The organism is Microcoleus sp. S36a_B3, from assembly GCF_036700745.1.
Classification (GTDB): domain Bacteria; phylum Cyanobacteriota; class Cyanobacteriia; order Cyanobacteriales; family Microcoleaceae; genus Microcoleus.
Map to the genome: position 1 here is coordinate 14,014 of NZ_JAUBPN010000034.1, position 23,518 is coordinate 37,531.

Consider the following 23,518-nt stretch of genomic DNA (forward strand, 5'->3'; position numbering starts at 1 on the left):
ATAGACTTACAAAAATCATGAAACTTATGACTGGAGATTGCCATCTCATTTAAATCAGGACTGAGGCAAAAAAGAGTTTTATATCAATTCCGGTTGCACTCCTCATGATGTTGAGTGTTGACTGTTGACTGTGAATCGAACAACTGAAAATTGCGCCGAGAGTAACGAATTGTAAAAATCTTTCATAAATTGCCCTCTAACTTATCACCTGACGATGCAGCCGGAAACGATATTATTTATTGCTTGTAGGGGTAAGGGTCCATACACCCCGCACCCTACAGATAGAGGTTATGCTGGAGCATCTCATACCAAATCCGGGTAAGATGCCCCAATCCATGATTTCGTAAAAGCACGTTGCCACTACGAACAATTTTTGCCTCTTTCCTCGTCTTTTAAAGAGCTGCACCCTACAACTAGAAACCGGGTTTTTTGCCGAATTTCGCGGCTGCAACGCGCTTTTCGTAAAAAACTCGGTTTCTAGTTCCCCATGCGTCAGTCCTAATTAAAAGATTCAAAAACTGAGCTAGAAGACCAAATTTAAATCGCCAAAAAGTCTTTATTTATAATCTTTTACGTAAGTTCACGAAAATTAAGTAAAGTAAATATAAAGATATCAGTGTAAATACGGAAAGTGATAGATATAATAGGTTTTACAGACCTGCATCTACTTCGGTGATTTGAATAAGGCTATAAATACTATGCGTACTTTGATTCAGCTCACAACAACGGCTACCCTGGCTGTATGCTTGCAAGTGAATACGATCGGCATCGCCAATGCCGCTACCATCACAAAAATGGTTCGTAGTGCGGACTTTAGTCCGCAACAAGTGAGCGGACGCCAGGATGCACTACGAACCAATCCGAGATCGACCTCCACATTTTTGGCAGCCGCCAAAACTTCTAGGTCTGGAAATACCTCAAAATATGAACCAGACCCCAACGGGAACCCGAAAAGTGACGGTACGGGAACGCGCTGAGACCAATTTTTTAATCTTCTATGAGATCAGATTTGTACCAATTCGATTGGTTAATTAAAGTGTGCCTGCACCAATCTCGATCGGTAAGTGGATAGTCCACACGATAGTGACCGCCGCGACTTTCCGTGCGAAACGCAGCACTTTTGAGAATTAAGTAACCAATATCCAATAAATTGCCAAGTTCTCCCCAATTTCGCAAAACCGAGCTATTTTCCGCATTATCTGGTGAAAAATCAATAGTTTGTCCGGGCGGCAAATTATCAAGCGTTTGACTCAAGGGCAAAGAGGCAAATTCTTGCCGCCAAATCTCAACTTGGACGATCGCACTTTCCAAATCCCGCATTCCCCGGCAAATTCCCGCACTCTGCCACAGCAAACTCGGCAATTCCACCCGCAATTTTTCGATCGTCTCAATCTCCTGTGGAGAAATCGATTTTTCCCAAATTTCCCCTACATCGACCTCATCCGTGAATGGCTTGGACTTTTCACCTTCCACCTGCAAAAGTCCCATCTGCGCGCCAAAAACCAGACATTCCAGCAGCGAATTGCTCGCCAACCGATTAGCGCCGTGTACCCCCGTGCTGGCAGTTTCTCCCACCGCGTACAAACCCGGAATCGAAGTTTGGTTAAACTTGTCAGCCACAATCCCTCCCATCCAGTAATGGGCGGCGGGCGTCACCGGCACCGGTTCGGAAAAAATATCAATTCCCCAATCAGCGCAGACTTGAATAATATTCGGAAACCTGTAGCGCAGCCGATCGACCGCAATCGGGCGCAAATCCAGCCAAACATGAGGTTCCCCCGTCTTCTGCAAATGGCGAAAAATAGCGCGGCTGACAACATCGCGAGGCGCAAGTTCCCCGCTGGGGTGAGAGTCAAAAGCAAAGCGATATCCCTTGCTGTCAACCAAATGAGCTCCTTCTCCCCGCACCGCCTCGCTAATCAGAAACCGGGGCGCGCCAGCTTTACTTAGCGCCGTCGGATGAAACTGCACAAATTCTAAATCTCGCAGCAGCGCCCCGGCGCGCCACGCAATTGCCACCCCGTCTCCGGTACTGACCGACGGGTTGGTGGTTTGAGCAAAAACCTGTCCGCCGCCGCCTGTCGCTAGCACCACAGCCGGTGCCTGCAGCCATTTGACTCGGTTGCCACAAATCGCACTAATGCCCTGACAGCGGCCGCTTTCGTCGAGCCACAGACTCAATGCAAAGGCGGGGGATACGACTTGAATGTTTTGGCGGCTCAATACTTTTGCTGTCAGGGTACCTATCACTGCTTTCCCTGTGGTGTCGGCGGAGTGGAGCACTCGGCGGCGGGAGTGGGCGGCTTCTAGGGTGAGGGCTAAATCTGAGCCGGCGCGATCAAACGCCACGCCCATTTTCACTAGGGAATCAATGCAATCGGGAGCTTCCTCGACCAAAAATTTGACCGCTTCCAAATCGCAAAGACCGGCTCCTGCAGCCACTGTATCCTGAACGTGCAGCGCTGCCGAATCTTCCGGGGCGATCGCCGCTGCAATTCCTCCTTGGGCCCAATCGCTGGCAGAAACAGGCAGGGTATTTTTATTAATTGAACCCACCTGTAAATGCTCTGGAAGGCAAAGTGCCGTGTACAAACCGGCTGCCCCAGCACCTATCACTAATACATCAAATTTGTCAGTCATAAGTCTGCCGATTTTAGATTTTAGATTTTAGAATTAACTCTCAATCTGAATTTTGGGGCGAGAATTAATGTCTGTCGATTTTATCTGATATTTCTTGCACTCATTCACAAATCATCTGAAAAGCATCTGCGTCTATAGCGGTTCTCAATACAGTCAGGTATGCCCGCTTTGGCCTGTTCCCTATGCCGAGAGCACCTCATGTTACGAACGAAAGGCTATATCTGTGTTTATCAGCCTTTCATCTGCGGTTTATGTATTAATCGAGGATTTATGCAACTCCAGTCTATTTTAGATTGAGCCTACAAATGATCTCGTTTCCGCTTGCATCGGAATGATTTAACCTTATTAGTACACAGAGTCCGAGAATATATATCTGAATCATTCCGATGCTACCGGATTTGATTTTAATCTCGAAAACGCGCTGATTTCAACCTCGCAAATTTTTGCCAGCCTTGCCGAATTCTGGAGAAAGCAGAAGGCAGAAGTCATCAGCCTCTAGAAAATTTTTTTTCTTTCTGCTTTCTGCCTTCTGCCTTCTGCTTTCTGCCTTTAAAGGAGGCCCGCTGCTATTTAGTCGTAAAAACCGTTGTTCAATCTGTTGTCTCCTTCAATAAATATTGAATCGACATCAGTTACGGTGAATTTGTCCAGGTTAGCCTGCAGCACCTTTTTCTGAGGTTCCGTCAAGCCTGAAATGTTGAGTACGTCCTCAACGTCTTCGTAAGGAGCATTCTTAATAATTAGTCCAGCTAAAGTAGGATACAACCCTCGAAATTCCCGAAAATCCCGGACGCCGCTGTTGTTCAAGTCAATTTTTTTGCCGTATTCTGTGGCAAGTTTGTCATCGGCGCGATTTGTTCTAGTCGGAACGTCAAGCACTATAAGCGAGGATGGTGGTAAGACGAGACGGCTCAATGTCGCCGCGCTCGCGCTTTGGTCTCCTGCCCATGCAAAGCAGCCCAGCACTAGGCCCAATACTGCCAATAGACGACCCAATCGTTTCATGAAGTTTTGTCTCCCAATTTCATGCAAAGCATTTATTATGTAGAGACTACCATTTTGCTTATACAGTTTGTTAGATAAATCCGCAGCACGCGCAGAAATGTCAAAAAAGTTTACATTCATGTATTGACATTGCGGACTATATATGATAATAGTCGCAGGTGAGGCGATCGGTTGATTTTTGACGCTGCACCTAGTTTTTTACCTATTCAGAACTCTTTCCTTTGGTTTTGAGAAAAGCGTTCAAGTCAGAATAAGTACCGCCGTAAGTCACGCTGGGAGTTTCGTAACCTTTTAAAGCAACGGTGTGCTGCTCGAAAGCACCCTCAGCACCCAATTCGGTCAGGTATTTGTAGGTGGTTTCTCCCACGGCGATATCTTTGCCGAGTTGCTTGGTGCAAGATTCTAGGCGAAATGCTGCGTTGACAGTATCTCCCAAGGCGGTGTAGTCCGATCGATCGCTGCTGCCAGAATTTCCCACCATTGCATAACCGGTATTGATGCCAGCCCCTACTCGCAAAGGAAAAGGCAGGGGGTAACGGCTGCTGAGTTCGTCTGTTGCCTTGTGCAGTTGGCTCAAAGCTTGGCAAATCCGCATCATTTCCTCGGTGCTGACACCGCTTGGTTTGTGAAACCACACGGCCATGATCGCATCGCCGATGTATTTGTCCACCCAACTGCCGTGTTCGCGAATGATGTGTCCTGCTTTGCGGAACCAATTCCCGATGACTTCGGAGAGTAGGGTTTCGTCTAGCTGTCTAGTCAAAACGGTAAAATCTCGGATGTCCATTACCATGACGGTAATCAGGCTACGGACGGTCAAAGTCGCCGTAAAATCTTCTGAGTCTGTCTCGTGTATGTGATCGATCCGGCGGCCGGAGGCTGGGTTGTAGAAATCCAATTCAGTTTGACCGAAAATAATCCGATCGCCATTTCGGAGCGTCACAGGAATACTCACCCGCCGCCCGTTGACAAAGGAACCGTTGCGGCTTCCCAAGTCGATCAAGTAAAACTCTCCCGTCTCCATTTGCTGTAACATCGCGTGATTGCGAGAAATCCAGCGATCGGTCAATACAAAATTATTGTCATCATTCCGCCCTACTGTCCAGCAATTGCTGCCGGAGAGCGGCAAGTAGCGATTGCCGCTTTCTGTACGAAGTAACAAATGTGGATTGGCTTGCAAAGTCACCACAGCCCTAGAAACAACATCAATTCAACCGATTTGAGGTTTTCAACTTTCAATCTTAACTTTAGTACGTGGCTCATAAGTGAATACTCAGGACAGTTTTTGAGACAGAGGCTGAAATCCTCATTTTACCGTTAGCATTAGACTTCACTGAGAAGGATGAAACCCTCATTCTGCCGTTAGTGATTGAAAACTGTCCGAACTATTAATAACTCATGATTGCCAGTAAAAAACCTTAAATCGGCTGTTCTCAAAATTTAAAATTATTTAGTCCATCCTCGATGCACCGAACCCGTACAGGATTGCCTAACCACAATACGATCGCCAGCGAAGGTAGTTATGTTTCGATCTTAAGCGAAAGTGTCATATTTTTCACGCCAGAGATGTATCTCAGGAGTTAAATTTGCTGCTTTTTGCAAAAAAAAAACTGGCAGATGGCTCTGTACCTTAACCGAGAATTATTAAAACATCAGTTACCTGTAAGATTTGTTACTTGACTTCTAATTTTGCCAGATATCAACAGAGCCTGTTCCAGGCAGTGGCCGATCCGGGCTTGAAGTATCTGTCAACAATAGCATTTTAGATTTTAGATTCAATAAATTGGGTCAGTAACATGAGGTGCTCTCGTGGCCCGCGCAGGGCATGGGCCCTCGCAGGGCATTGGGCATCTTGCCCCCCGAGCGAAGTCGAAGGGTGGCCCGCGCAGGGCATACCTCACCAAGCTTGAGAACCGCTATATCATGTCCGATCGATTACCATAGCAAAAATTGATCGGACACGATACGACTTACTGCATAATGGTTTCGGTCGCGAGGCTACAGTTGCATTTTTTTTGGGAACTGGTATAAATTACAAACACGAGAATTTTATGTTGTCAAAAAGAATTTTGCCTTGTTTGGATGTGAAAGCCGGCCGCGTGGTCAAAGGTGTCAATTTTGTCAACCTTAAGGATGCTGGCGATCCGGTGGAAATGGCTCAGGTATACAACGATGCGGGTGCTGACGAGTTGGTGTTTCTGGACATTACCGCGACTCACGAAGACCGGAACATTATGATTGATGTGGTATACCAAACTGCAGATCGAGTATTTATCCCTTTGACTGTCGGCGGCGGCATCCAATCCTTGGACACGATTAAAAGTTTGTTGAGGGCGGGCGCTGATAAGGTAAGCATTAATTCAGCAGCAGTGCGCGATCCGAGTTTGATTGACAAAGCCAGCGATCGATTCGGCAATCAGTGCATTGTAGTGGCGATCGACGCCCGCAAACGGCAAGATGCCGATAATCCCGGTTGGGACGTGTACGTGCGCGGGGGGCGAGAAAATACCGGGAAAGATGCGATCGTCTGGGCCAAGGAAGCCGCACAGCGCGGTGCCGGCGAAATTCTGTTGACTAGCATGGACTCTGACGGAACTCAAGCCGGTTACGACTTGGGATTAACCCGCAGCATCGCCGAAGTTGTAGAAATTCCGGTGATTGCTTCCGGCGGCGCGGGTAACTGTCACCACATCTACGAAGCGGTGACAGAGGGCAAAGCAGAAGCCGCACTCCTGGCTTCCCTCCTACATTACGGGCAACTGAGCGTCGGAGAAATTAAGACTTATCTAGCACAACATCAAGTTCCCGTGCGGCTGCAGTAACTTAAGGAGTTATATCAATTCCGGTTGCACCGTCAGGTGATTGTTGACTGTTGACTGTTGACTGTTGACTGTTCGCCGTTGACTGTTGACTGTTGACTGTTGACTGTTGACTGTTGACTGTTGACTGTTCGCGGGCGGGTCGAAAAACTGAATGGTTGACTGTTCACCGTTGACTCGATTTTATGATTCCGATGCCACCGGAAACGATATTACGCATGGGACAAAAAACCCGGTTGCTCGATCGATCTCTGTCGAATAGCAGCCACGATTCTCAACAACACCGGGGTTTTTGCCTTAGCGGGGAGAGCCCGCTCAGATGCTGCCACAGATACTCCCATCTCAAATCTCAATCGGACTTCAGCGATGCACCAGACTCATCTATCGGAAGACACAAAGCCAAAATATTCCCTGAGAAGGATTTCAAATATCCGTTTTTTTGGCTAAATATTATATATTACCTCAATTTAAGAAAGAGGCACTGCTCAAAGCTGTTGCTTTTATCGAACTTGAGCTAAAGATTGTACAGAATTTGAACGAGCTTCAGCCTGTTAACAATCTCAGCGATGAAAATTTGTAAAAATGGAGAAAATTTGTATGTCTTTTATCAGCTTTAATCTTCCTGCCAAGCGTTTTGTTCGCAGTTTAATAGCTGTTTGTTTTTGTGCATTGATGTTTGTTTCCAATGCTTTCCCAGCTTTTGCTGTTACCAGCAGCCCCACTAAAGGTGAAGATCAACTTTTGGGGATTGAGAAAGAAGCTCAAAAAGCTGTTTTGAAAGACCCGATGTCTCTGGAAGAAACTCAGAAAAAAGCTAATGAAGGGATTAATGAAGTTCAGGGAGATGCTGACAGCGAGAAGATGAAAAATCCTTCTAATACAAGAGCTACATCTTTTGAGCAACAAGTCAAAAAAGCTGTGAGCAACATTAAAGACTAACTCCACAGTTATCAGCCTAAAAAATTAGGGGCAAGGCAATGCCGTGTCCCTTGATTTTTGTGTGTTTGCTCTCCATTTATATCGGTTTCAGGTTGCATCAAAATAATAAAATCGAGTCAACAGTCAACAGCCAACAGTCAACAGTCAACAGTCATGACGAGTGCAACTGAAATTGGTATCAGAGGGTTCGATCGCTCGATCGCACCCGATCTCAGATAGAATAAAACAGTGGAAAAGACTTTGCACCTTTCGGCTTGACGAACACTCTTTGCTGCGGCTGTAACAGCAATTGGTCAAACTTTTCTCTGGTCAAATTAGCATTGAGCACTTGACCGTCATCTAAAGTTAATTCTACCTGAATTTCCCATCCCAAATGAATCAAGCGACTGATTCTTGCAGGCACTGTTGCACTATTTTCTGTGGTTTCAATTACTACGTCGTGAGGGCGCAAGAAAATTTCGGGGTTGGCTGAGTCAAAGCCGTTGTCTTGAAACATTCTCGAACTGCTGGGCAAGACATTGACAGGGCCGATAAAACTCATGACGAATGCACTAGCAGGATGGTCGTAAATTTCTGCGGGCGTGCCTACTTGTTCGATTTGACCTTTATTCATGACTGTAATGTGATCGGCAACTTCCATCGCTTCTTCTTGGTCGTGCGTCACAAAGACGGTGGTAACGTGCACTTCGTCGTGCAGTCGGCGCAACCAAGCGCGCAAATCTTTGCGGACTTTAGCATCAAGAGCTCCAAAAGGTTCGTCTAGCAGCAACACTTTCGGTTCCACAGCCAGAGCTCTCGCGAGGGCCACGCGCTGCCGCTGACCTCCTGAGAGTTGCGACGGGTATCTATCGCCCAATCCTGCTAATTGCACTAAATTCAACAATTCTTCTACCCGCGATTTGACTTTGGCGGGTGCAGTTTTCTGAATTTCCATCCCGAAAGCGATATTTTTTCGCACTGTCATGTGCTTGAAAAGCGCGTAATGCTGAAACACAAACCCAATTTTGCGGTCTTGAACGCTGGTATTTGTGGCATCTTGGCCTGTCAGCCAGATTTTGCCGGAGTCGGGCATTTCTAAACCTGCAATCAGCCGCAGCAGGGTAGACTTGCCGGAACCGGACGGGCCTAGCAGTGCGACTAGGGAACCGGATTCAATTTCTAAACTGACTTTATCGAGTGCTTGGAAACTGCCAAACTGTTTACTTACATTTTCTACGACGATACCCATAGGAAGTTCGGCAACGGATGAGTGTAATGGATTTAACGGATGGATGTTGAGCTGCGAGGTTCGAGGAAAGAGCGAAAAATGTTAATCCCCGGTTTGTGGATAGGTTTATGTAAGATTTTATAGCACGATCGCGCATCAGTTACTTAATTTTATGGTCTTACCAGCCTCTGGAAAGCCCGAAAATTCTCTAAAATACACCTCCATCACAAAACAATATAATTCTTTGCCACCAAAGTTGACGTTTGGTACTACAATGCAGCAAAAGTTCAAGCGATTTTGACTTCAACGGCTGAGGGGATAAAGGAAAATGGGAGATGTTGGACGTGTGCCTGTAGGAATTATCGGCGCTTCAGGTTACGGCGGCGTGCAACTTGTGCGACTGCTGGCAGATCACCCAGCGGCGGAAGTAGTGTATGTGGGCGGGGATAGCAGTGCGGGAAAACCTTTTTCCAGCCTTTATCCGCATCTGACTAACTGCATTGACTTGACTATTGAGGCGATCGACTTAGATCGAGTAGCGGAAAAATGTGAAGTTGTGTTTCTGTCGCTGCCCAACGGTTTAGCTTGCCAAATGGCACCGAAGCTGATCGAAAAAGGCTGCAAAGTCTTGGATTTGTCGGCTGATTACAGATTTGAAAATCTAGAAACTTACAAAGCTTGGTACGGTGGCGAGCGATCGGACTCTGCTCTAGCAGCAACCGCTGTTTACGGTTTGCCAGAATTGTATCGCGATCGCATTAAAGACGCTCAATTGGTAGGCTGTGCCGGTTGCTACGTCACCGCTAGCTTATTAGCCCTGGCACCCTTGCTAAAACAAGGTCTAATCGTACCAGAAACAGCAATTATCGACGCTAAATCAGGAACTTCGGGAGGAGGCCGCAAAGCCGAAGTTAATCTGTTATTAGCAGAAGCTGACAATTCCATAGGCGCTTACGGAGTTGGCCGCCACCGCCACACCCCAGAAATTGAGCAAGTTTGCAGCGATTTAGCCGGACAAGATATCAAAGTCCAATTTACTCCCCACCTGATACCGATGGTGCGGGGAATTTTGGCAACTGTTTACGCAAATTTGCGCGATCCGGGATTGGTGCGGGAAGATTTAATCACGATTTTTAGCGCTTTTTACCGCAATTCTCCTTTAGTAAAAGTCTTGCCGGCTGGGGTTTATCCGCAAACAAAATGGGCTTGCGGCACGAATCTTTGTTACATTGCCGTGGAAGTCGATCCCCGCACCGATCGGGTAATTGTGATGTCGGCGATCGACAATTTAATTAAAGGTCAAGCCGGTCAAGGCATTCAGTGCATGAACTTGATGATGGGTTGGGAAGAAACTTTGGGTTTGCCTCAATTGGCTTTCTATCCTTAAATTGGGAATTGGGAATTGGGCAAACAGGGCATCGGCCAAACAGGGCATTGGTTCTGAAAATTAAAAACTAACCGATTACCAATTACCCATGCCCAATTACCCATTCCCCATTACCCATTCCCAAATTTTACTTTGGCCCGTAACCGATCGCACCAGCATAGATCGCCCGATCGCCCAATTCGTCCTCAATCCGTAACAAACGGTTGTATTTAGCAACCCGTTCGCTGCGACACAAAGAACCAGTCTTGATTTGACCGGCGCGAGTCGCTACCGCTAAATCAGCAATCGTGGTATCCTCAGTTTCACCAGAACGGTGGCTGATGACCGATCGATAGCTGTTTCGTTTGCCGAGGTCGATCGTATCCAACGTCTCCGTCAAAGAACCAATTTGATTCAGCTTAATCAAAATCGAATTGCTAGCCTTCAAATCAATTCCCTTTTGCAAGCGCGTGCGATTAGTCACAAACAAATCGTCACCCACCAACTGAACTTTGCTACCCATTTTCTGAGTCAGCGCCACCCAACTGTCCCAATCGTCTTCGTGCAAACCATCTTCAATAGAAACGATCGGATATTGACCAGCCAAACCATCCAAATAATCGATTAATTCCGCCGGCGAATGAGCCACACCGTCGTAAGTGTACTGCCCATCTTTGTAAAACTCGCTAGCAGCAACATCCAAAGCCAAAGCAACTTGTTCCCCAGGCTTGTAACCAGCTTTTTCAATTGCCATCATCAACAAATCCAAAGCTTCCTGATTGGAACCCAAATTAGGAGCAAAACCGCCTTCATCGCCAACACCAGTCAGCAAATTTTTGTCTTTCAAAACATTAGCCAGACTAGCAAATATTTCTGCTCCCCAGCGCAAAGCTTCCTTAAAAGAAGGAGCTCCCACAGGTACAATCATAAACTCTTGAATGTCTACATTATTGTCCGCGTGGGAACCACCGTTGATCACGTTCATCAAAGGTACGGGTAAAACGTTCGCTAAAGTGCCACCCAAGTAGCGATAAAGGGGGAGTCCTAAAGTCTCGGCGGCAGCCTTTGCCGTGGCTAGGGAGACTCCGAGAATGGCATTGGCTCCGAGGTGGGATTTGTTGGGGGAACCGTCCAAGTCAATCATGGTTTGGTCTACCAGTGCTTGGTCGATCGCATCCAAATTAGCCAAAGCAGGGGCAATTTTGTGCTCGACGTTAGCAACAGCCTTCAAGACTCCTTTCCCGCCGTAACGGTTTTTGTCGCCGTCTCGCAATTCGTGGGCTTCAAAAGAGCCTGTAGATGCACCGCTGGGGACTTGGGCGAGGCCCACAACACCGTTAGCTAGATAAACTTCAGCTTCAATGGTGGGGCGGCCGCGGGAGTCGAGAATTTCTCTGGCTTGAATAGATTCGATCGCAGTGTCTTGCATATTAACGATTCCTGACTTAACTCAATGGTTGATGACAATTAGCATTCAGCAGGCTTTCGGTAACTGACTGCTAACGGGTAATAGAGTACGCGATCCCCACAATTATTAGCGCTCATTTCAAACTTTTTGCGGATTTGGGCGATCGCTTTGGTGTCAACAAGCAATATTTGTTGAAAAATGATCTTAGATCGTTTTGACAGTAATTTAATTTTTTTCACAGCAGATTCGCGCAGAATAGTTAATTGCAACCGGGAGCATATGTGCGCGAGCATCTGTAGCTGTCTGGCGCGCGAGGGGAGCAAGCGCACGCGAGGGAGAGCAAACGCACAGTAAAAAAATGCTTGTTGCAAAGCCCCAGATGCTCCCATTGAAACCTTTGTTAAGATCGGAAGATCGACAAACTCAATCAAATAGGAAAAACCTCAAATGTTAGAAACAAATCCTGGAGAAGTTAGAGCATTAGCTGAAAACGCCGACCCCATAATTCCCGATCCCCCAAACATCAGATTACTGACAGGGCCTTTACCAAATTCAGGTAGCGATCCCAACTTTTTTGACCTTACTCCCAATGACGATATCGTTCAATTAGCTAACGGCATTCTCCGCAACACTCCCGGAGGTTTGCGGGCCTTAGCCGGCGACGATTTTGTCCGAGGTTCTGGCGGTGCCGAACTGATGAACGGGAACAGCGGCAGCGATACTTTAATCGGAGGTTGTGGGAACGATACTATTCGCGGCGGTCAAGATTTTGACATCCTGTACGGAGAATGCGCTAACGATGTTCTGAGTGGAAATTTAGGCGATGACGTAGCTTACGGAGGTACGGGAAATGATTTTGTTCGAGGCGGTAAAGGCAGCGATAATTTAGTAGGTGAAACTGGCAATGATACTCTGATTGGTGATGCTGGAATCGATCGACTTTGGGGAGGAGAAGGTGCAGATTTATTTGTCCTCAGAAGAGAAGCTGAAGCAACTTCGGGAGAAATTGGTTCGGATCAACCGCGTCCTGCTGGCAATTTTCTGGGTCAAGTAGATGAAGTGCCGGCAGATTTTATTCTCGACTACAATTCTGCCCAAGGTGATGTAATTGGATTGGCGGGAGGATTGACGCGAAATGACATTGTTTTGAGCGAAAGGTTTTTAACAATTGGTGATGCCAGAGATTACGACAGCAGCGGCCCTTTTCCTCCCGGACAGCCCCGAACTCTTGATTTTAGAGTGTTAAATACTAAGGCGACGGTGATTCGAGAAGCTAGTACCGGCAATATTTTGGGTTTGGTGAAAGATGTTTCGCCTTCTCAACTTCAGTTTATCTCTGTATCCGACGGGGCGATCGCCCTTGGATAGGATTTGTGAAAAAAACCAGTTTTTTTTGTTTTGATGCATAGCCCAGAAACCGGGTTTTTGCCAGAAGAATTCGTTACAATGCAGAAACTCCAAAAAACCCGGTTTCTTAGATTCGCGCGGGTGGCCAGAAACGGGTTTTTATGAAAAAACCTCGTTAAGCTGTTCTACATTTAAACTGTATGTCAAAAAACAATAAAACTATTGTGGGGTGGGCTTTGAGCATCACCCTGAACATACAATTTAAATGTCCGACAGCTTACAGGTGTAGAAACCCAAAAAAACTCAGTTTCTTGAATTAGATTCGTAGACCAATTTTCCGATCAATCCAGCCAACATTAAAATTTCCAAAAATCCGCCACATCATATCCCATTTCGCCCAGCATTCGCCGCAGCAGAGGCAAACTCAACCCGATCACATTCGTGTGACAGCCCTCGATTTTTTCCACAAAAAATCCGCCTTTACCTTCCAGTGCAAAACAGCCAGCACAGGCGAGGGGTTCTCCGGTAGCGACGTAGGCCGCAATTTGGCGCGAGGTAACTTCGGCAAAATGAACTTTTGTAACTTGATAGCGAACGATCGATCGCTCGATTGCGCGATCGAAACTATCAAATCTCGTATCAATTAAAGCATGACCCGTATAAAGTTCGCCAACTTTACCGCACATTTTCTGCCAGCGCAAAATTGCTTCTTCGGCATCCTTCGGCTTGCCGTGAATTTCGCCATCAATGACCAAAATTGAATCGCATCCCAACACCAAACACGATTTGGGATTGGGGATTTGCGGGTGAGAATTAGCCAGCAAAAAGCTAGCTACAGCTTCAGCTTTTCCCTCTGCTAAAACTTGGACTAATTGAGTAGCGTCCCTCATTTGTATTTGCCCTTCATCAAAGTCGCTGGGGCAAATCACAGCTTGAATCCCAGCACTATTTAGTAGGCTGCGGCGCGCCGGGGAAGCTGAAGCCAATACAAAAGTTGGAATTTTCATAATTTAAGAAGTCATTAGTCATTAGTCATTAGTCATTAGGGGCGGTGGATGGTGCGCGCGTGCCCTCCTGCCGTCATCAGTTATCAGTCATCAGTCATTAGTCATTAGTTGGCTTTAATAACATTGCACAATCCACAATGCTTTCGACCCAATTCCCCATAACTAATAACTAATAACCAATAACTTTTTAACTTAATAAACAGAGAAAGATTTAACGACTTTCTCAAAAGCTTCTTTTACCTTCGGCCAGCGTTCTTCGGTAGTGGAAACGTTAATGGTAAAAAGTTTGCCGCGGCTGACGGCTACGCTGGCTAAGTTGTGCCGTTCTTGGTTTGGGAGTTTGACTGCGTATTCTAAAATGTAATAGCTTTTCGATCGCGATTCGCGAGCTTCTGCACTGATTAATTCAGCTTCGCGGCCAGAATCTGTCGAGACGAGGGAATTTTTGCTAAGCTTGTATCCCACTTCCGTAGGCGTTCCCAAATCTGCCAAAGTTTTCCCCTTCGCGACTGGACTGATTACCACGCTGACATTCTCGGTTTGCTGGATCAAATCGCGGAACACCACATCGGGCCCATTAGAAACTGCGATGGGCAGCCAGCCATTAGGATAGAGAAATTGATAGCCGTCGCCAGTATCAATGTGGCTTTTGAGTCCGGTCACTTGAGACACACAACCGGTCAAGGTGAGGCTTAGAACCACCAGAAGTAGGGCCGCAATTCGTTTGAGCATTATTTTTACGCGAGTAGGGTAACACTAAAATATTTAATTTTAATTATCTCACCAAACCTAGCCCCTAAAAATAGTTAAGCTATGGATTGCCATTTGTGCATCGCTGGCAAGCCATAGCCGTAAAGTTTAATTTTTAACAAAATCATTACAGGTTGGTTAGCCAGCTAATCAGTCCGTGCTTGGTCGAAACTTCTAAAGCCAAGAGAGAAACAAAGCCAATCATGGCAAGGCGGCCGTTTAAACGTTCTGCGTAGGGGGTAAAGCCTGTGCGGGGTTCGTCATCGATGTATACTGTCGGCTCGATCGCAAAATTGTTCATTTTACCTTGGTCGTCCAGCATTAAGCCTTTGTTAGTCATGTCTGTTTCCTAAATTGTTTTTCATGTACTGTAACTAAATGTAACAGACTTATGAAGAAATGTAAAGGATTGCGTAATTTTTTTTTTCAAATACCCTATTTTGACCTGAGTTTCCACCAAAAATCCCACAGTAGACAAGCTCTCAACCCTTATATAATCAATTATTCGCATATTCGCAATTTTCAAATCTCAAATCCTCTGAGAGTAGACTCTGAGCCCAAGACGGGGGAGGATAGAGTTGAGACGTGCAGAAGTCGATGGTGTGTGGCAAATCCGGTCTGGGTTTGACGAAAATTGTGGAACGGAGGAAAAGTTTATGCGGGCCAGTCTGGAAATGCGGTGGTTTTATAACGGTGCGTTGCCAAAATCGATCGGGCAATGGTTTGGAAGCGATAGTCTCGGAGGGTATCTGTCGCCTCCAGAAGAGCGCGAAGACATATATTTGCTAGTACCCGGTTGCGACTACTTGGGAGTCAAGTTGCGCGGGAAAGCCCTAGAAGTAAAGTGGCGCCAGGGAGAGTTAGGGGCGATGCAGTTCGGCAACCGCTGGGAAGGCAAGGCCGAGAAGTGGCTCAAGTGGGTTTGTGCCGACACGATGGCGCCGGTATCGGCGGATATTCTGGCAACAGGAAAGTGGATGGGAGTCAAGAAAAAGCGAGCGCTGCGTCTTTACCAAGTTTCAGCCCCCGGTTCCTTAATGTCTGTAATGTCTGTGCCAGTAGAAGCCCCAGTTCCCCAAGGTTGCAGCGTCGAAGTTACTCAATTGAACATTAACGGCAATCCCTCTTGGACTTTGGGATTTGAAGCATTTGGCAGCGAAAGTTGTCTGACAGAAAACCTGCAAACAGTAGCTAATTGGACTACCAAGACCTATCAGGCTCAAAAGTTGAAAGCAGAGGATTCTTCCGGTTATCCGCATTGGCTGGATGCTCAGGGCGGCTGAGCTTGATGTTTGGGATATGTCTGCATTTGTTCAAACAATCCCTAGGGCGGGCGTTCTGAACCCGCCCTCAAGAATATAGCCTTTCTCAAAAATGTAAAAAATCAATCGATTTGAGATTGTAGATTGTAGATTTTAGATAGCTCGTTACCAGACTCTGCCTCTGTTGAACCTTGGGCTTCGGGAGAGAAGACTTGCATTGAGTCACCGAATCGATACAGAAACCGCAGATTCAAGGCGGATAATTAAAACTGCGATCGCGCGTCCGATCGATTACCATAACAAAAACGGTTTGTAGTGCGTTCTGGAATCCGCTCTTAAACCGAGGACTCCAGAACGCACCTTTCCCAGAAACCAGATTTTTGTACCAAAATCCTTCACTGCAATCCGCCGAAAAAGTAAAAAACCCGGTTGCTTTATCGGAAGTGCGTCCAAAACTGTTCGGGATAGTTTCTGTTGGGAGTACAATGCAAGTTTAAGGCAAGTTAAATGCAATACAGCTTATTTAATTTTTCCCTACTTTGTCAGCAGTTCTTAAGATTTGACAAGCTAAAATTGCCGCCCCAAATCCGTTATCAATATTAACCACACCCACACCAGCCGCACAAGAATTAAGCATAGTTAAAAGAGGAGCAATCCCGCCAAAACTCGCGCCGTAACCCACACTCGTCGGCACAGCAATCACCGGACAATCTGCCAAACCCGCAACCACACTGGCCAAAGCACCTTCCATACCCGCAACCGCAATCAACACATCAGCATCGGCAATAACGTGTCGGTTGCTCAGCAAACGGTGAATGCCGGCAACTCCCACGTCCCACAAACGCCGCACCTCAAAACCGCAAAGTTCCGCCGTCACAGCCGCCTCTTCCGCCACAGGCAAATCCGCCGTTCCCGCACTGATAATAGTCACAGTACCCGGATGCTGGCGAGTTGGGGAATCAGCAGAAATTGCACAAATTCGAGCCTTTTGGTAGTAGCACAAATCGGGTATTTTTTGTTGCAATTGCTCGAAAACTTCCGGTTCAATTCGCGTCGCCATCACCACTGGATTTCGCCCACGCATCGCCTCGACAATCTCAACAATTTGGTCTGGCGTTTTCCCTAGGCCCAAAATGACTTCAGGAAAACCAGTTCTTAAGGTGCGGTGATGGTCAATTTTGGCAAAATTCCCTACTTGTTGAAAGTCAAAATGCTTTAATTTATCCAAAGCTGCGGTGGGACTTACATCGCCTGCCGCCACAGATTCGAGTAATTTTTGTAAAATTTCAGGTTGCATAAATATTAGTCAGTTGTCAGTTGTTAGTTGTCAGTTGTCAGTTGTCAGTTGTCAGTTGTCAGTTGTCAGTTGTCAGTTGTTAGTTGTCAGTTGTCAGTTGTTAGTTGGTAGGGGCGGTGGATGGTGCGTGCGGGTCCTCTTAGTTGTCAGTTGTTAGTTGTCAGTTGTTAGTTGTTAGTTGTTAGTTGTCAGTTGTTAGTTATCAATAACCAATAACCAATAACAACTAACCAATAACCAATAACAACTAACCAATAACCAATAACAACTAACTATTCTGCCATTTTCAGTTCGTACAAATTCCAGAAAGCACCACCGATCGCACTATAGCGAATTCCCGAAATGCGATCGCGCACCGCCTCAAAAGTCAGCGGATTGACCATATAAATAAAAGGCACTTGTTCCGCTATAATCTCCTGCGTCTCCCCATAAAGCTCCTTGCGCTTCGCCTCATCAAGCTCTTGGGAAGCCTTCACATAAAGGTCATCGATTTTTTGCTCCCATTGGTACACTTCCCAACCCTTAATCGGCGGTTCTCCAGCTTGCGGGCCCTGGTTGAAACTGTGCAAAGTCCCATTAACAGACCAAATATTGTAGCCGCTGTGCGGTTCAGTACCTCCCGTAAAACCGCCGAGGTAAGTATCCCAATTCCGCGTCAGGCGCAGCTTTTCCACGTAAGTATTAAAACTCAGGAACTGCGTGTCAATTTGCATCCCCAATTTGCCCAAATCTTGCTTAATTTGCGTGGCCATTTGTTCCCGAACTTTTTTCCCTGCCGCTATCAACAAAGTAAATCGGACTTTGTTGCCCCCAGCATCCAACAAGTCGCCGTTACTATTATATTTAAAACCAGCATTCAACAGCAACTCTTTCGATTTTTGCGGATCGTAATCGTAAGTTTTTAATCCCTGTTCGGGAGACAAGTAAAAGGGACTTTGTGCCGGAATTGGGGAATACAGGGGCGCGCCAAGTCCGCGATAGATATTGTTAGTCATGGCGGATCTGTCTATACCGTAGGCTACGGCCTGCCGAAATTCCTGATTGGTAAACCAGCGAGACTTAACCGGGTCTACAAACGGCTGATTTTGAGCATTGCGCCCCTGATTCAGATTGAAGGTCATAAACACACTACCAGTGTCCGGGCCACCGTTAAAAACCGTATATTTGCCGCGTTTTTCCTCTCGTTTCAACAGAGGGAACACCTCTGGCTGCACGTCCAGAGTATCCAAATCGCCCGATCGAAAATTCAACAGTTGATTGTCAGTATTTTCAATAATTTGCCAAACAATTTGCTGGATGTAGGGCTGAGCATTTCCCTCAGCATCTTTGCGCCAAAAATACGGATTTCGTTCCAAAACCACGCGCTGATTGGGAGTATAGCTTAGCATTCGGTACTGACCGTTACCGACAATTTTTTTAGGGTCAGTATCCGTGCCCCAAGTAGACAGGAATTTAAGATTGCCGTCTGCATCTGTATTTTCGACAGCTTCCTGTAAAATATGAGCTGGTAAAATCGGGATTCCCCCAGCATATCTAATAAAAGGAGCAAAGGGTTCTGCAACGGAAAATTCTACGCGGCGGCTGTCAATTTTTTTGAGTTTGGGGAATTGGCGACTCATGCCAACTCTCAGAGTATCTTTTAAACCGCTAGGGATTTTGTCATTGAAATAAATCTTTTCATAGCTGAATATAATGTCATCTGTTGTCATGGGTTCGCCGTCAGACCATTTCAATCCCTCTCGCAGGGTGAAGACAATCTTTTTGCCATCTTTAGATACTTTCCAGGACTCTGCTAAACCTGGTTCTAGCTGAGATGTCAAGCCGTTTTCGTTAATCAATCCCTCGTACATATAGCCAAAAACGCTATATGCAGACTGATTTAGCGGGTAGTTGAAGGTAGACGGGCCGCTGGGGGTGGGAACTACGAGTCTGTTGGTTAATTGCGATCGGGCGGGACGACAAGCAGACAGACAGACAGTGGCAATTAGAGCTAGCAAAACAGCCAACCAGCGGCGCTTTGAATGTAAAATAGAGAAATTTTTCATAATAATTTACTGTACCATCTACGTGCGATTATGACTGAGATTGTAGCCAACCTATAAAATCTTTAGTGACCGAGAAATACTTGGTTATTCCTGATTCTCGCAAAGCATCTTGAACCTCGGGAAGTTGGCGAAATTCTTTAATGTTCCCGCTTAGAAATGCTTTGGTTTCTGTGGGGTGCAAGCGGGCATGACTCAGGATACAGTGTAGAATCAAATTGTCTGTTGGATCTTTGGTAATGAGAGTTTTGTTTAAACTTGCTTGAATAATATTAGCTGTTAAATCAATCATCTCAGCATTTTGAGACAACTGCTCAATAGATTCGCGCAAACGCAAATTTATATCCTCTAGTCGTCTTTCATAGTCGATTTTAGACTGACCTAAGTTGAAAAATAGAGACCGGGCATGGTGTGATGTCAAATCTCGGTTAGCCTCACTGATTTGATTTTTAAGTTGCTGTTTAAAATAGTTGTGTCGCTTCACTTCGTCCTCTAAAGCAGAGAAAGATTCCATGTAGCAAATACTCGGTATTGTCAACTCTACAGATGCTGGCGTTTGCATCAGCAACGTACTTGCTTGAGGGTCACGCCCTGTGGCAATACTCATCAAGAAGTTTGTCTCTATATACAAAATTACCAAGTTGTACTCCTGATTTTGTTGTTCCACCAGCCAGCCTTTGTAACAAGCCAATTCTTGCTATCTGTTCTGATGCTGCTGGCATTTCCGATTTCCAATTATATGCTAAGTCTTCCAGCCATGATTCGATTAGACTCTCTAAGTAACGCTCAGATATCCATTTTGTACCAAATTCAGGCTCATAAGAATGAAGTATCTTAGCAGTGTTTAGAGTGCAAACAGGCTTAGATAAATTTTCTCCGTTCCATTTGAAAATCAGAATTTCTTCGGTGTCAACGAACATGGCATAGGGAATTATGGTGCGCTGCTCGGATATCTTAGCTAACACAGCTTTCATCCAAGATATCATGTAGTCAGCAATCCTCTGCTTTGCTGCTGGTTCTTGAGCTTGAATAATTTTGACCTCAATTAGCACGACTACCCGATCGTCCTTATCGAGAGCGATGATGTCAACGTCGATCGGTGTTGTAATTTCCAAGTTTTCGGCGAGCATAGATTTGACTCCTAAATGGGTTGAAAATCCTTAGAATCTGACAACTATTTTAGCATCAACAAAACTACAGCATAGGCTGCAATTCCTTCTTCTCTCCCCACAGGCCCTAACTTTTCGTTTGTAGTAGCTTTGATGCCGATTTGGTCTGGTTTTAATTGTAGGACAGCAGAAAGCCGATCGCGCATTTGCTCAATATGCGGTTTCAGCTTTGGACGTTCGGCCACCACCACCGAATCAATATTGCCGATTTCCCAGCCTTTATCTAATATTAACTGATTGACTTGTGCCAGCAATACGAGACTATCAGCACCTTTCCATTTCGGGTCAGTCGGCGGGAAATAAAAGCCGATATCTCCTAAGCTGAGAGCTCCGAGCATCGCGTCCATGATAGCGTGGGTGAGCACGTCTGCGTCGCTGTGCCCTAATAAGCCTAATTCGTGGGGAATGTGGACGCCGCCGAGGATGAGGGGGCGATCTGGAACTAAGCAGTGAATGTCGTAGCCGTTACCGATGCGGATGTTCATGTAAAATTGAGGTTTGGGAAGTATAGCAAAAAACAATTATTTCATATTTGTGAGGAGATAGCTGAAAAAGAATGGTCTTGATTTACGGACTTTGCGGTAATTGTAGCAAAGACATACAGATGTCGGTTGGTCAGTCTGTGTTCGACAAAAAACTTGTCTGGCATCTATCTTATAGCTGTCCTTATTGCTCTGAGGCAATCGAGTTAGATAATACTGATGCTATGCCTAACGAAATGAGAGAAGAGATTTTAGCAAAAGAAGGGACTTGGAACTTGATTGTATTGGAAAAAGAACAACGTGCAACAGTTGTAATAAAAATTCTGCGTGAGGCTATGTCGTTGTCCTTAGCTGAAGCTATGAAGCTAAAAAAGAAGATGCCTGGTTCTGTTTTTATCGGAACTCAATCTGAGGCCGATCGACTAAAACAGCTTTTAGCTGCTGAAGCTTTGAAAGCTGAGATCGGCAGAAGTGTTACAACAATCGGCGTTGTCGATCGAATTGGGCTATGAGTTGGCCCGATAAATCATATGAGATAACTTCTTCTTTCTCCCTTCTCCTATTCTCCCCTTTCCTCCAACCACCGATCGTACAAATCCAGCCGGCGCGATCGAGTTCTTTCAATTTGCTGTTCCCTGCGCCAGCGAGCAATTTCCGCGTGATTACCCGACAACAACACGTCAGGAACCTTCAATCCCCGAAAATCCGCCGGTCGAGTGTACTGCGGATAATCCAAAAGTCCGTCTTCAAAACTCTCAAACTTTAGGGAATCTTCCTTCGCCACAGTTCCCCGCAGCAATCGCAAAACTCCATTTATCAAAGCTAAAGCCGGAATTTCGCCCCCCGTGAGCACAAAATCCCCCAAAGATACCTCGCGAGTTACCAAATGCAGGACTCGATCGTCCACACCTTCATAATGACCGCAAATCAACACCAACTGATCGCGATCGGTGGCGAACTCCCGAAACATCGGCTGCTGCATCGGTTCGCCCTGCGGAGTCAGTAAAATCACCTCGCGCCTCGGTAACACAGGTAGCGACTCCACCGCCGCAAAAATCGGTTCCGGCTTCATCAGCATCCCGACTCCGCCCCCGTAAGGCTCATCATCGACTCGCTGGTGTTTGTCTGTGGTAAAATCGCGGGGATTGACAAAATTCACCTCAGCAATCTTTTTAGCTAAGGCTTTGCCCATCAGTCCCGACTCTAGGGGAGCGATAAAAAATTCTGGAAATAGAGTTACAACGTCAAATCGCAAAATAATTGGAATTTATTGATACATCTCCTCTAGTTTGACCCTTAGAGGGATATCCGTTTTCAGTAATTGCATTATTATTTATAATTTCTTATAATTTGTGAGAATTTTTGCAAGTTAAATCCTCTTCCTTTGTCTGGTGTCCGGTTTTGTTGTACAAAAATAATCAGTTCTCAGGACAGCGGATCGAGTAAACTCGCCCCCAAACTGCCCGATCGCGCGTGAGGCGATTCTGGCTTGGGATAGTTACGGCGCCCGCACATCACTGCTACAAAAAAATATTTACTCTTAAAAAGCCCAATTCTACCCACAACCACAGCAAAATTGAATTTCACATCCACCAGAGGAAGACACACCATGCAGCAGTTGACATCTCCAGCCCTCGAACAAAATCTTCCCCAGCGCATCAAAACCTCGATTATGGTCATCGGAGGAGCCGAAGACAAAGTTCACGGGCGAGAGATTCTGAATACCTTTTTTTGCCGTGCTGGGGGTACAAACGCTCGGCTGGCGATCGTTCCTTGCGCTTCGCGAGACCCCGAAGGAACGAGCAACCGCTACCGCACTATATTTGACGAAATGGGCGTTAGTGCTGTCAAAGTAGTGGACATCCGCGAACGCCAACAAGCCGAAAATCCCGTCTGGAAAGATTATTTAGAAGACTGTACGGGCGTATTCATCACAGGTGGCGACCAACTGCGGCTCTGCGGGCTACTGGCGGACACCCCGCTGATGGAGAAAATTCGCAAAGAAGCTCAAGAAGGCAAGATTACCCTCGCCGGCACCAGCGCGGGTGCTGCGGTGATGGGATATCACATGATTGCAGGTGGGGGAAGCGGCGCGTCGCCGAATCGTTCCTTAGTAGATATGGCAAACGGACTTAACATTATTCCAGAGATTATCGTCGATCAGCATTTTCACAACCGAAACCGCATGGCTCGCTTGCTGTCGGCTGTGGCTTGCTATCCCGATCGCCTCGCTATTGGTATTGACGAAGACACCTGCGCCTTATTTGAGGGAGACGATACTCTGAAAGTTCTCGGTAAAGGCACTGTGACTATTGTTGATTCTCGGGAAAACTTTTATACCAATGAGTCTCTAGTAGGAGCGACAGAACCCTTAAGTCTGTTCAATATGCGCTTGCACGTGCTGTGTCACGGCGATTGCTACAATATGCCCCTAGGTAAACCAATGGCATCGGCAGCTTGTTCGGAGTCTGGCTGGCCTTCGGAATGTCGCACAGCTAACTAACTAATGCAGAATATTAGAGTCATTGATTCGGCAGAAATTAGGTGGCATTCCGGTCAAATAATGGATGCAGCAATACAATAGATTAGCCGTGAAGCCACGAGCTGACCCCAGAAGGTAGAATCAACAAAATAATTCTACCTTATGCGTTCTAGTTTCTGCCGAACCTTGACTTTTACTTGTTTTGAGCCGATCGCTCTGTCATAAATTTTCAACTCTGACGGGCCCAAAAACGGATATCGCGCCCGCGACGCTATCAGTGTTGAGAACCCCAGATT

At 46.2% G+C, this 23,518-nt stretch carries 23 protein-coding genes; 8 read left to right on the top strand and 15 right to left on the bottom strand.

Features of this window, described 5'->3' with window-relative positions; genetic code table 11:
* Window positions 1-698 precede the first annotated feature (698 nt).
* Window positions 699-977 (top strand): hypothetical protein, encoded by a 279-nt coding sequence (locus QUA01_RS24230; RefSeq protein WP_194067562.1) that lies wholly within the window; start codon window positions 699-701, stop codon window positions 975-977.
* A 10-nt stretch (window positions 978-987) separates the two neighbouring features.
* On the opposite strand, the gene nadB is transcribed toward QUA01_RS24230, so the two are convergent.
* From nadB to QUA01_RS24245, 3 genes are all read right to left on the bottom strand, one after another.
* Window positions 988-2,640 carry an L-aspartate oxidase gene (gene nadB, locus QUA01_RS24235; protein WP_333092977.1) on the bottom strand — a complete coding sequence of 551 codons (1,653 nt, stop codon included), beginning with the start codon at window positions 2,638-2,640 and terminating at the stop codon, window positions 988-990.
* Between the two features lie 570 nt (window positions 2,641-3,210).
* Window positions 3,211-3,645 carry a photosystem II complex extrinsic protein PsbU gene (gene psbU / locus QUA01_RS24240; protein WP_333092978.1) on the bottom strand — a complete coding sequence of 145 codons (435 nt, stop codon included), beginning with the start codon at window positions 3,643-3,645 and terminating at the stop codon, window positions 3,211-3,213.
* Window positions 3,646-3,847: 202 nt separating this feature from the next.
* Entirely contained in the window at window positions 3,848-4,834 is a 987-nt protein-coding gene (locus QUA01_RS24245; RefSeq protein WP_333092979.1) for an adenylate/guanylate cyclase domain-containing protein, read from the bottom strand.
* 862 nt (window positions 4,835-5,696) lie between these two features.
* Between QUA01_RS24245 and hisF the strand changes: the two genes are divergently transcribed.
* A complete protein-coding gene (gene hisF, locus QUA01_RS24250) occupies window positions 5,697-6,467 on the top strand; it encodes an imidazole glycerol phosphate synthase subunit HisF (protein ID WP_194008152.1) in 771 nt (256 codons plus the stop codon).
* Window positions 6,468-7,061: 594 nt separating this feature from the next.
* A complete protein-coding gene (locus tag QUA01_RS24255) occupies window positions 7,062-7,403 on the top strand; it encodes a low temperature-induced protein (protein WP_194067566.1) in 342 nt (113 codons plus the stop codon).
* A 211-nt stretch (window positions 7,404-7,614) separates the two neighbouring features.
* Here the strand turns inward: QUA01_RS24255 and QUA01_RS24260 are convergent, their stop codons facing one another.
* Complete coding sequence (locus tag QUA01_RS24260) at window positions 7,615-8,631, bottom strand: sulfate/molybdate ABC transporter ATP-binding protein (RefSeq protein WP_333092980.1); 1,017 nt, start codon at window positions 8,629-8,631, stop codon at window positions 7,615-7,617.
* A 307-nt stretch (window positions 8,632-8,938) separates the two neighbouring features.
* Here QUA01_RS24260 and argC point away from each other — a divergent pair, with 307 nt between their 5' ends.
* Window positions 8,939-9,997, top strand: coding sequence for an N-acetyl-gamma-glutamyl-phosphate reductase (gene argC / locus QUA01_RS24265; RefSeq protein WP_333092981.1), 1,059 nt, complete (start codon window positions 8,939-8,941; stop codon window positions 9,995-9,997).
* A gap of 127 nt (window positions 9,998-10,124) precedes the next feature.
* Here the strand turns inward: argC and eno are convergent, their stop codons facing one another.
* Entirely contained in the window at window positions 10,125-11,405 is a 1,281-nt protein-coding gene (gene eno / locus QUA01_RS24270; protein ID WP_194008157.1) for a phosphopyruvate hydratase, read from the bottom strand.
* 426 nt (window positions 11,406-11,831) lie between these two features.
* Between eno and QUA01_RS24275 the strand changes: the two genes are divergently transcribed.
* A complete protein-coding gene (locus tag QUA01_RS24275; protein ID WP_333092982.1) occupies window positions 11,832-12,752 on the top strand; it encodes a calcium-binding protein in 921 nt (306 codons plus the stop codon).
* Between the two features lie 335 nt (window positions 12,753-13,087).
* Here the strand turns inward: QUA01_RS24275 and QUA01_RS24280 are convergent, their stop codons facing one another.
* The 3 genes from QUA01_RS24280 to QUA01_RS24290 all read right to left on the bottom strand — a co-directional run bounded on the left by QUA01_RS24280 (window position 13,088) and on the right by QUA01_RS24290 (window position 14,828).
* Window positions 13,088-13,738 carry a Maf family protein gene (locus QUA01_RS24280; RefSeq protein WP_333092983.1) on the bottom strand — a complete coding sequence of 217 codons (651 nt, stop codon included), beginning with the start codon at window positions 13,736-13,738 and terminating at the stop codon, window positions 13,088-13,090.
* 192 nt (window positions 13,739-13,930) lie between these two features.
* Window positions 13,931-14,470 (bottom strand): photosystem II reaction center PsbP, encoded by a 540-nt coding sequence (gene psbP / locus QUA01_RS24285; RefSeq protein ID WP_333092984.1) that lies wholly within the window; start codon window positions 14,468-14,470, stop codon window positions 13,931-13,933.
* Between the two features lie 145 nt (window positions 14,471-14,615).
* Window positions 14,616-14,828 (bottom strand): chlorophyll a/b-binding protein, encoded by a 213-nt coding sequence (locus QUA01_RS24290; RefSeq protein WP_194008161.1) that lies wholly within the window; start codon window positions 14,826-14,828, stop codon window positions 14,616-14,618.
* A 238-nt stretch (window positions 14,829-15,066) separates the two neighbouring features.
* On the opposite strand from QUA01_RS24290, the gene QUA01_RS24295 reads away from it, so the two are divergent.
* Complete coding sequence (locus QUA01_RS24295; RefSeq protein ID WP_333092986.1) at window positions 15,067-15,771, top strand: hypothetical protein; 705 nt, start codon at window positions 15,067-15,069, stop codon at window positions 15,769-15,771.
* Between the two features lie 502 nt (window positions 15,772-16,273).
* Here QUA01_RS24295 and larB read toward each other — a convergent pair.
* The 5 genes from larB to ispF form a co-directional block, all read right to left on the bottom strand.
* Complete coding sequence (gene larB, locus QUA01_RS24300; protein WP_333092987.1) at window positions 16,274-17,047, bottom strand: nickel pincer cofactor biosynthesis protein LarB; 774 nt, start codon at window positions 17,045-17,047, stop codon at window positions 16,274-16,276.
* 272 nt (window positions 17,048-17,319) lie between these two features.
* Window positions 17,320-19,092: an ABC transporter substrate-binding protein gene (locus QUA01_RS24305; protein ID WP_333092988.1), complete on the bottom strand. Its 1,773-nt coding sequence runs from the start codon at window positions 19,090-19,092 to the stop codon at window positions 17,320-17,322.
* A 28-nt stretch (window positions 19,093-19,120) separates the two neighbouring features.
* Window positions 19,121-19,696, bottom strand: a complete 576-nt coding sequence (locus QUA01_RS24310) for a PIN domain-containing protein (protein ID WP_333092989.1) — start codon at window positions 19,694-19,696, stop codon at window positions 19,121-19,123.
* Window positions 19,674-20,219, bottom strand: coding sequence for a hypothetical protein (locus tag QUA01_RS24315; RefSeq protein WP_333092990.1), 546 nt, complete (start codon window positions 20,217-20,219; stop codon window positions 19,674-19,676). Before QUA01_RS24315 ends, QUA01_RS24310 begins: the two co-directional genes overlap by 23 nt.
* Window positions 20,220-20,263: 44 nt before the next feature.
* A complete protein-coding gene (gene ispF / locus QUA01_RS24320; RefSeq protein ID WP_333093005.1) occupies window positions 20,264-20,743 on the bottom strand; it encodes a 2-C-methyl-D-erythritol 2,4-cyclodiphosphate synthase in 480 nt (159 codons plus the stop codon).
* Window positions 20,744-20,814: 71 nt separating this feature from the next.
* Between ispF and QUA01_RS24325 the strand changes: the two genes are divergently transcribed.
* Window positions 20,815-21,252 (top strand): hypothetical protein, encoded by a 438-nt coding sequence (locus QUA01_RS24325; protein WP_333092991.1) that lies wholly within the window; start codon window positions 20,815-20,817, stop codon window positions 21,250-21,252.
* Between the two features lie 47 nt (window positions 21,253-21,299).
* Here QUA01_RS24325 and trmD read toward each other — a convergent pair whose 3' ends face one another.
* Window positions 21,300-21,995 (bottom strand): tRNA (guanosine(37)-N1)-methyltransferase TrmD, encoded by a 696-nt coding sequence (gene trmD, locus QUA01_RS24330; RefSeq protein ID WP_333092992.1) that lies wholly within the window; start codon window positions 21,993-21,995, stop codon window positions 21,300-21,302.
* Between the two features lie 170 nt (window positions 21,996-22,165).
* Window positions 22,166-22,351, bottom strand: coding sequence for a hypothetical protein (locus QUA01_RS24335; RefSeq protein WP_333092993.1), 186 nt, complete (start codon window positions 22,349-22,351; stop codon window positions 22,166-22,168).
* On the opposite strand from QUA01_RS24335, the gene QUA01_RS24340 reads away from it, so the two are divergent.
* Complete coding sequence (locus QUA01_RS24340) at window positions 22,350-23,243, top strand: cyanophycinase (RefSeq protein WP_333092994.1); 894 nt, start codon at window positions 22,350-22,352, stop codon at window positions 23,241-23,243. The two genes, QUA01_RS24335 and QUA01_RS24340, sit on opposite strands and share 2 nt — an antisense overlap.
* Window positions 23,244-23,518 lie beyond the last annotated feature (275 nt).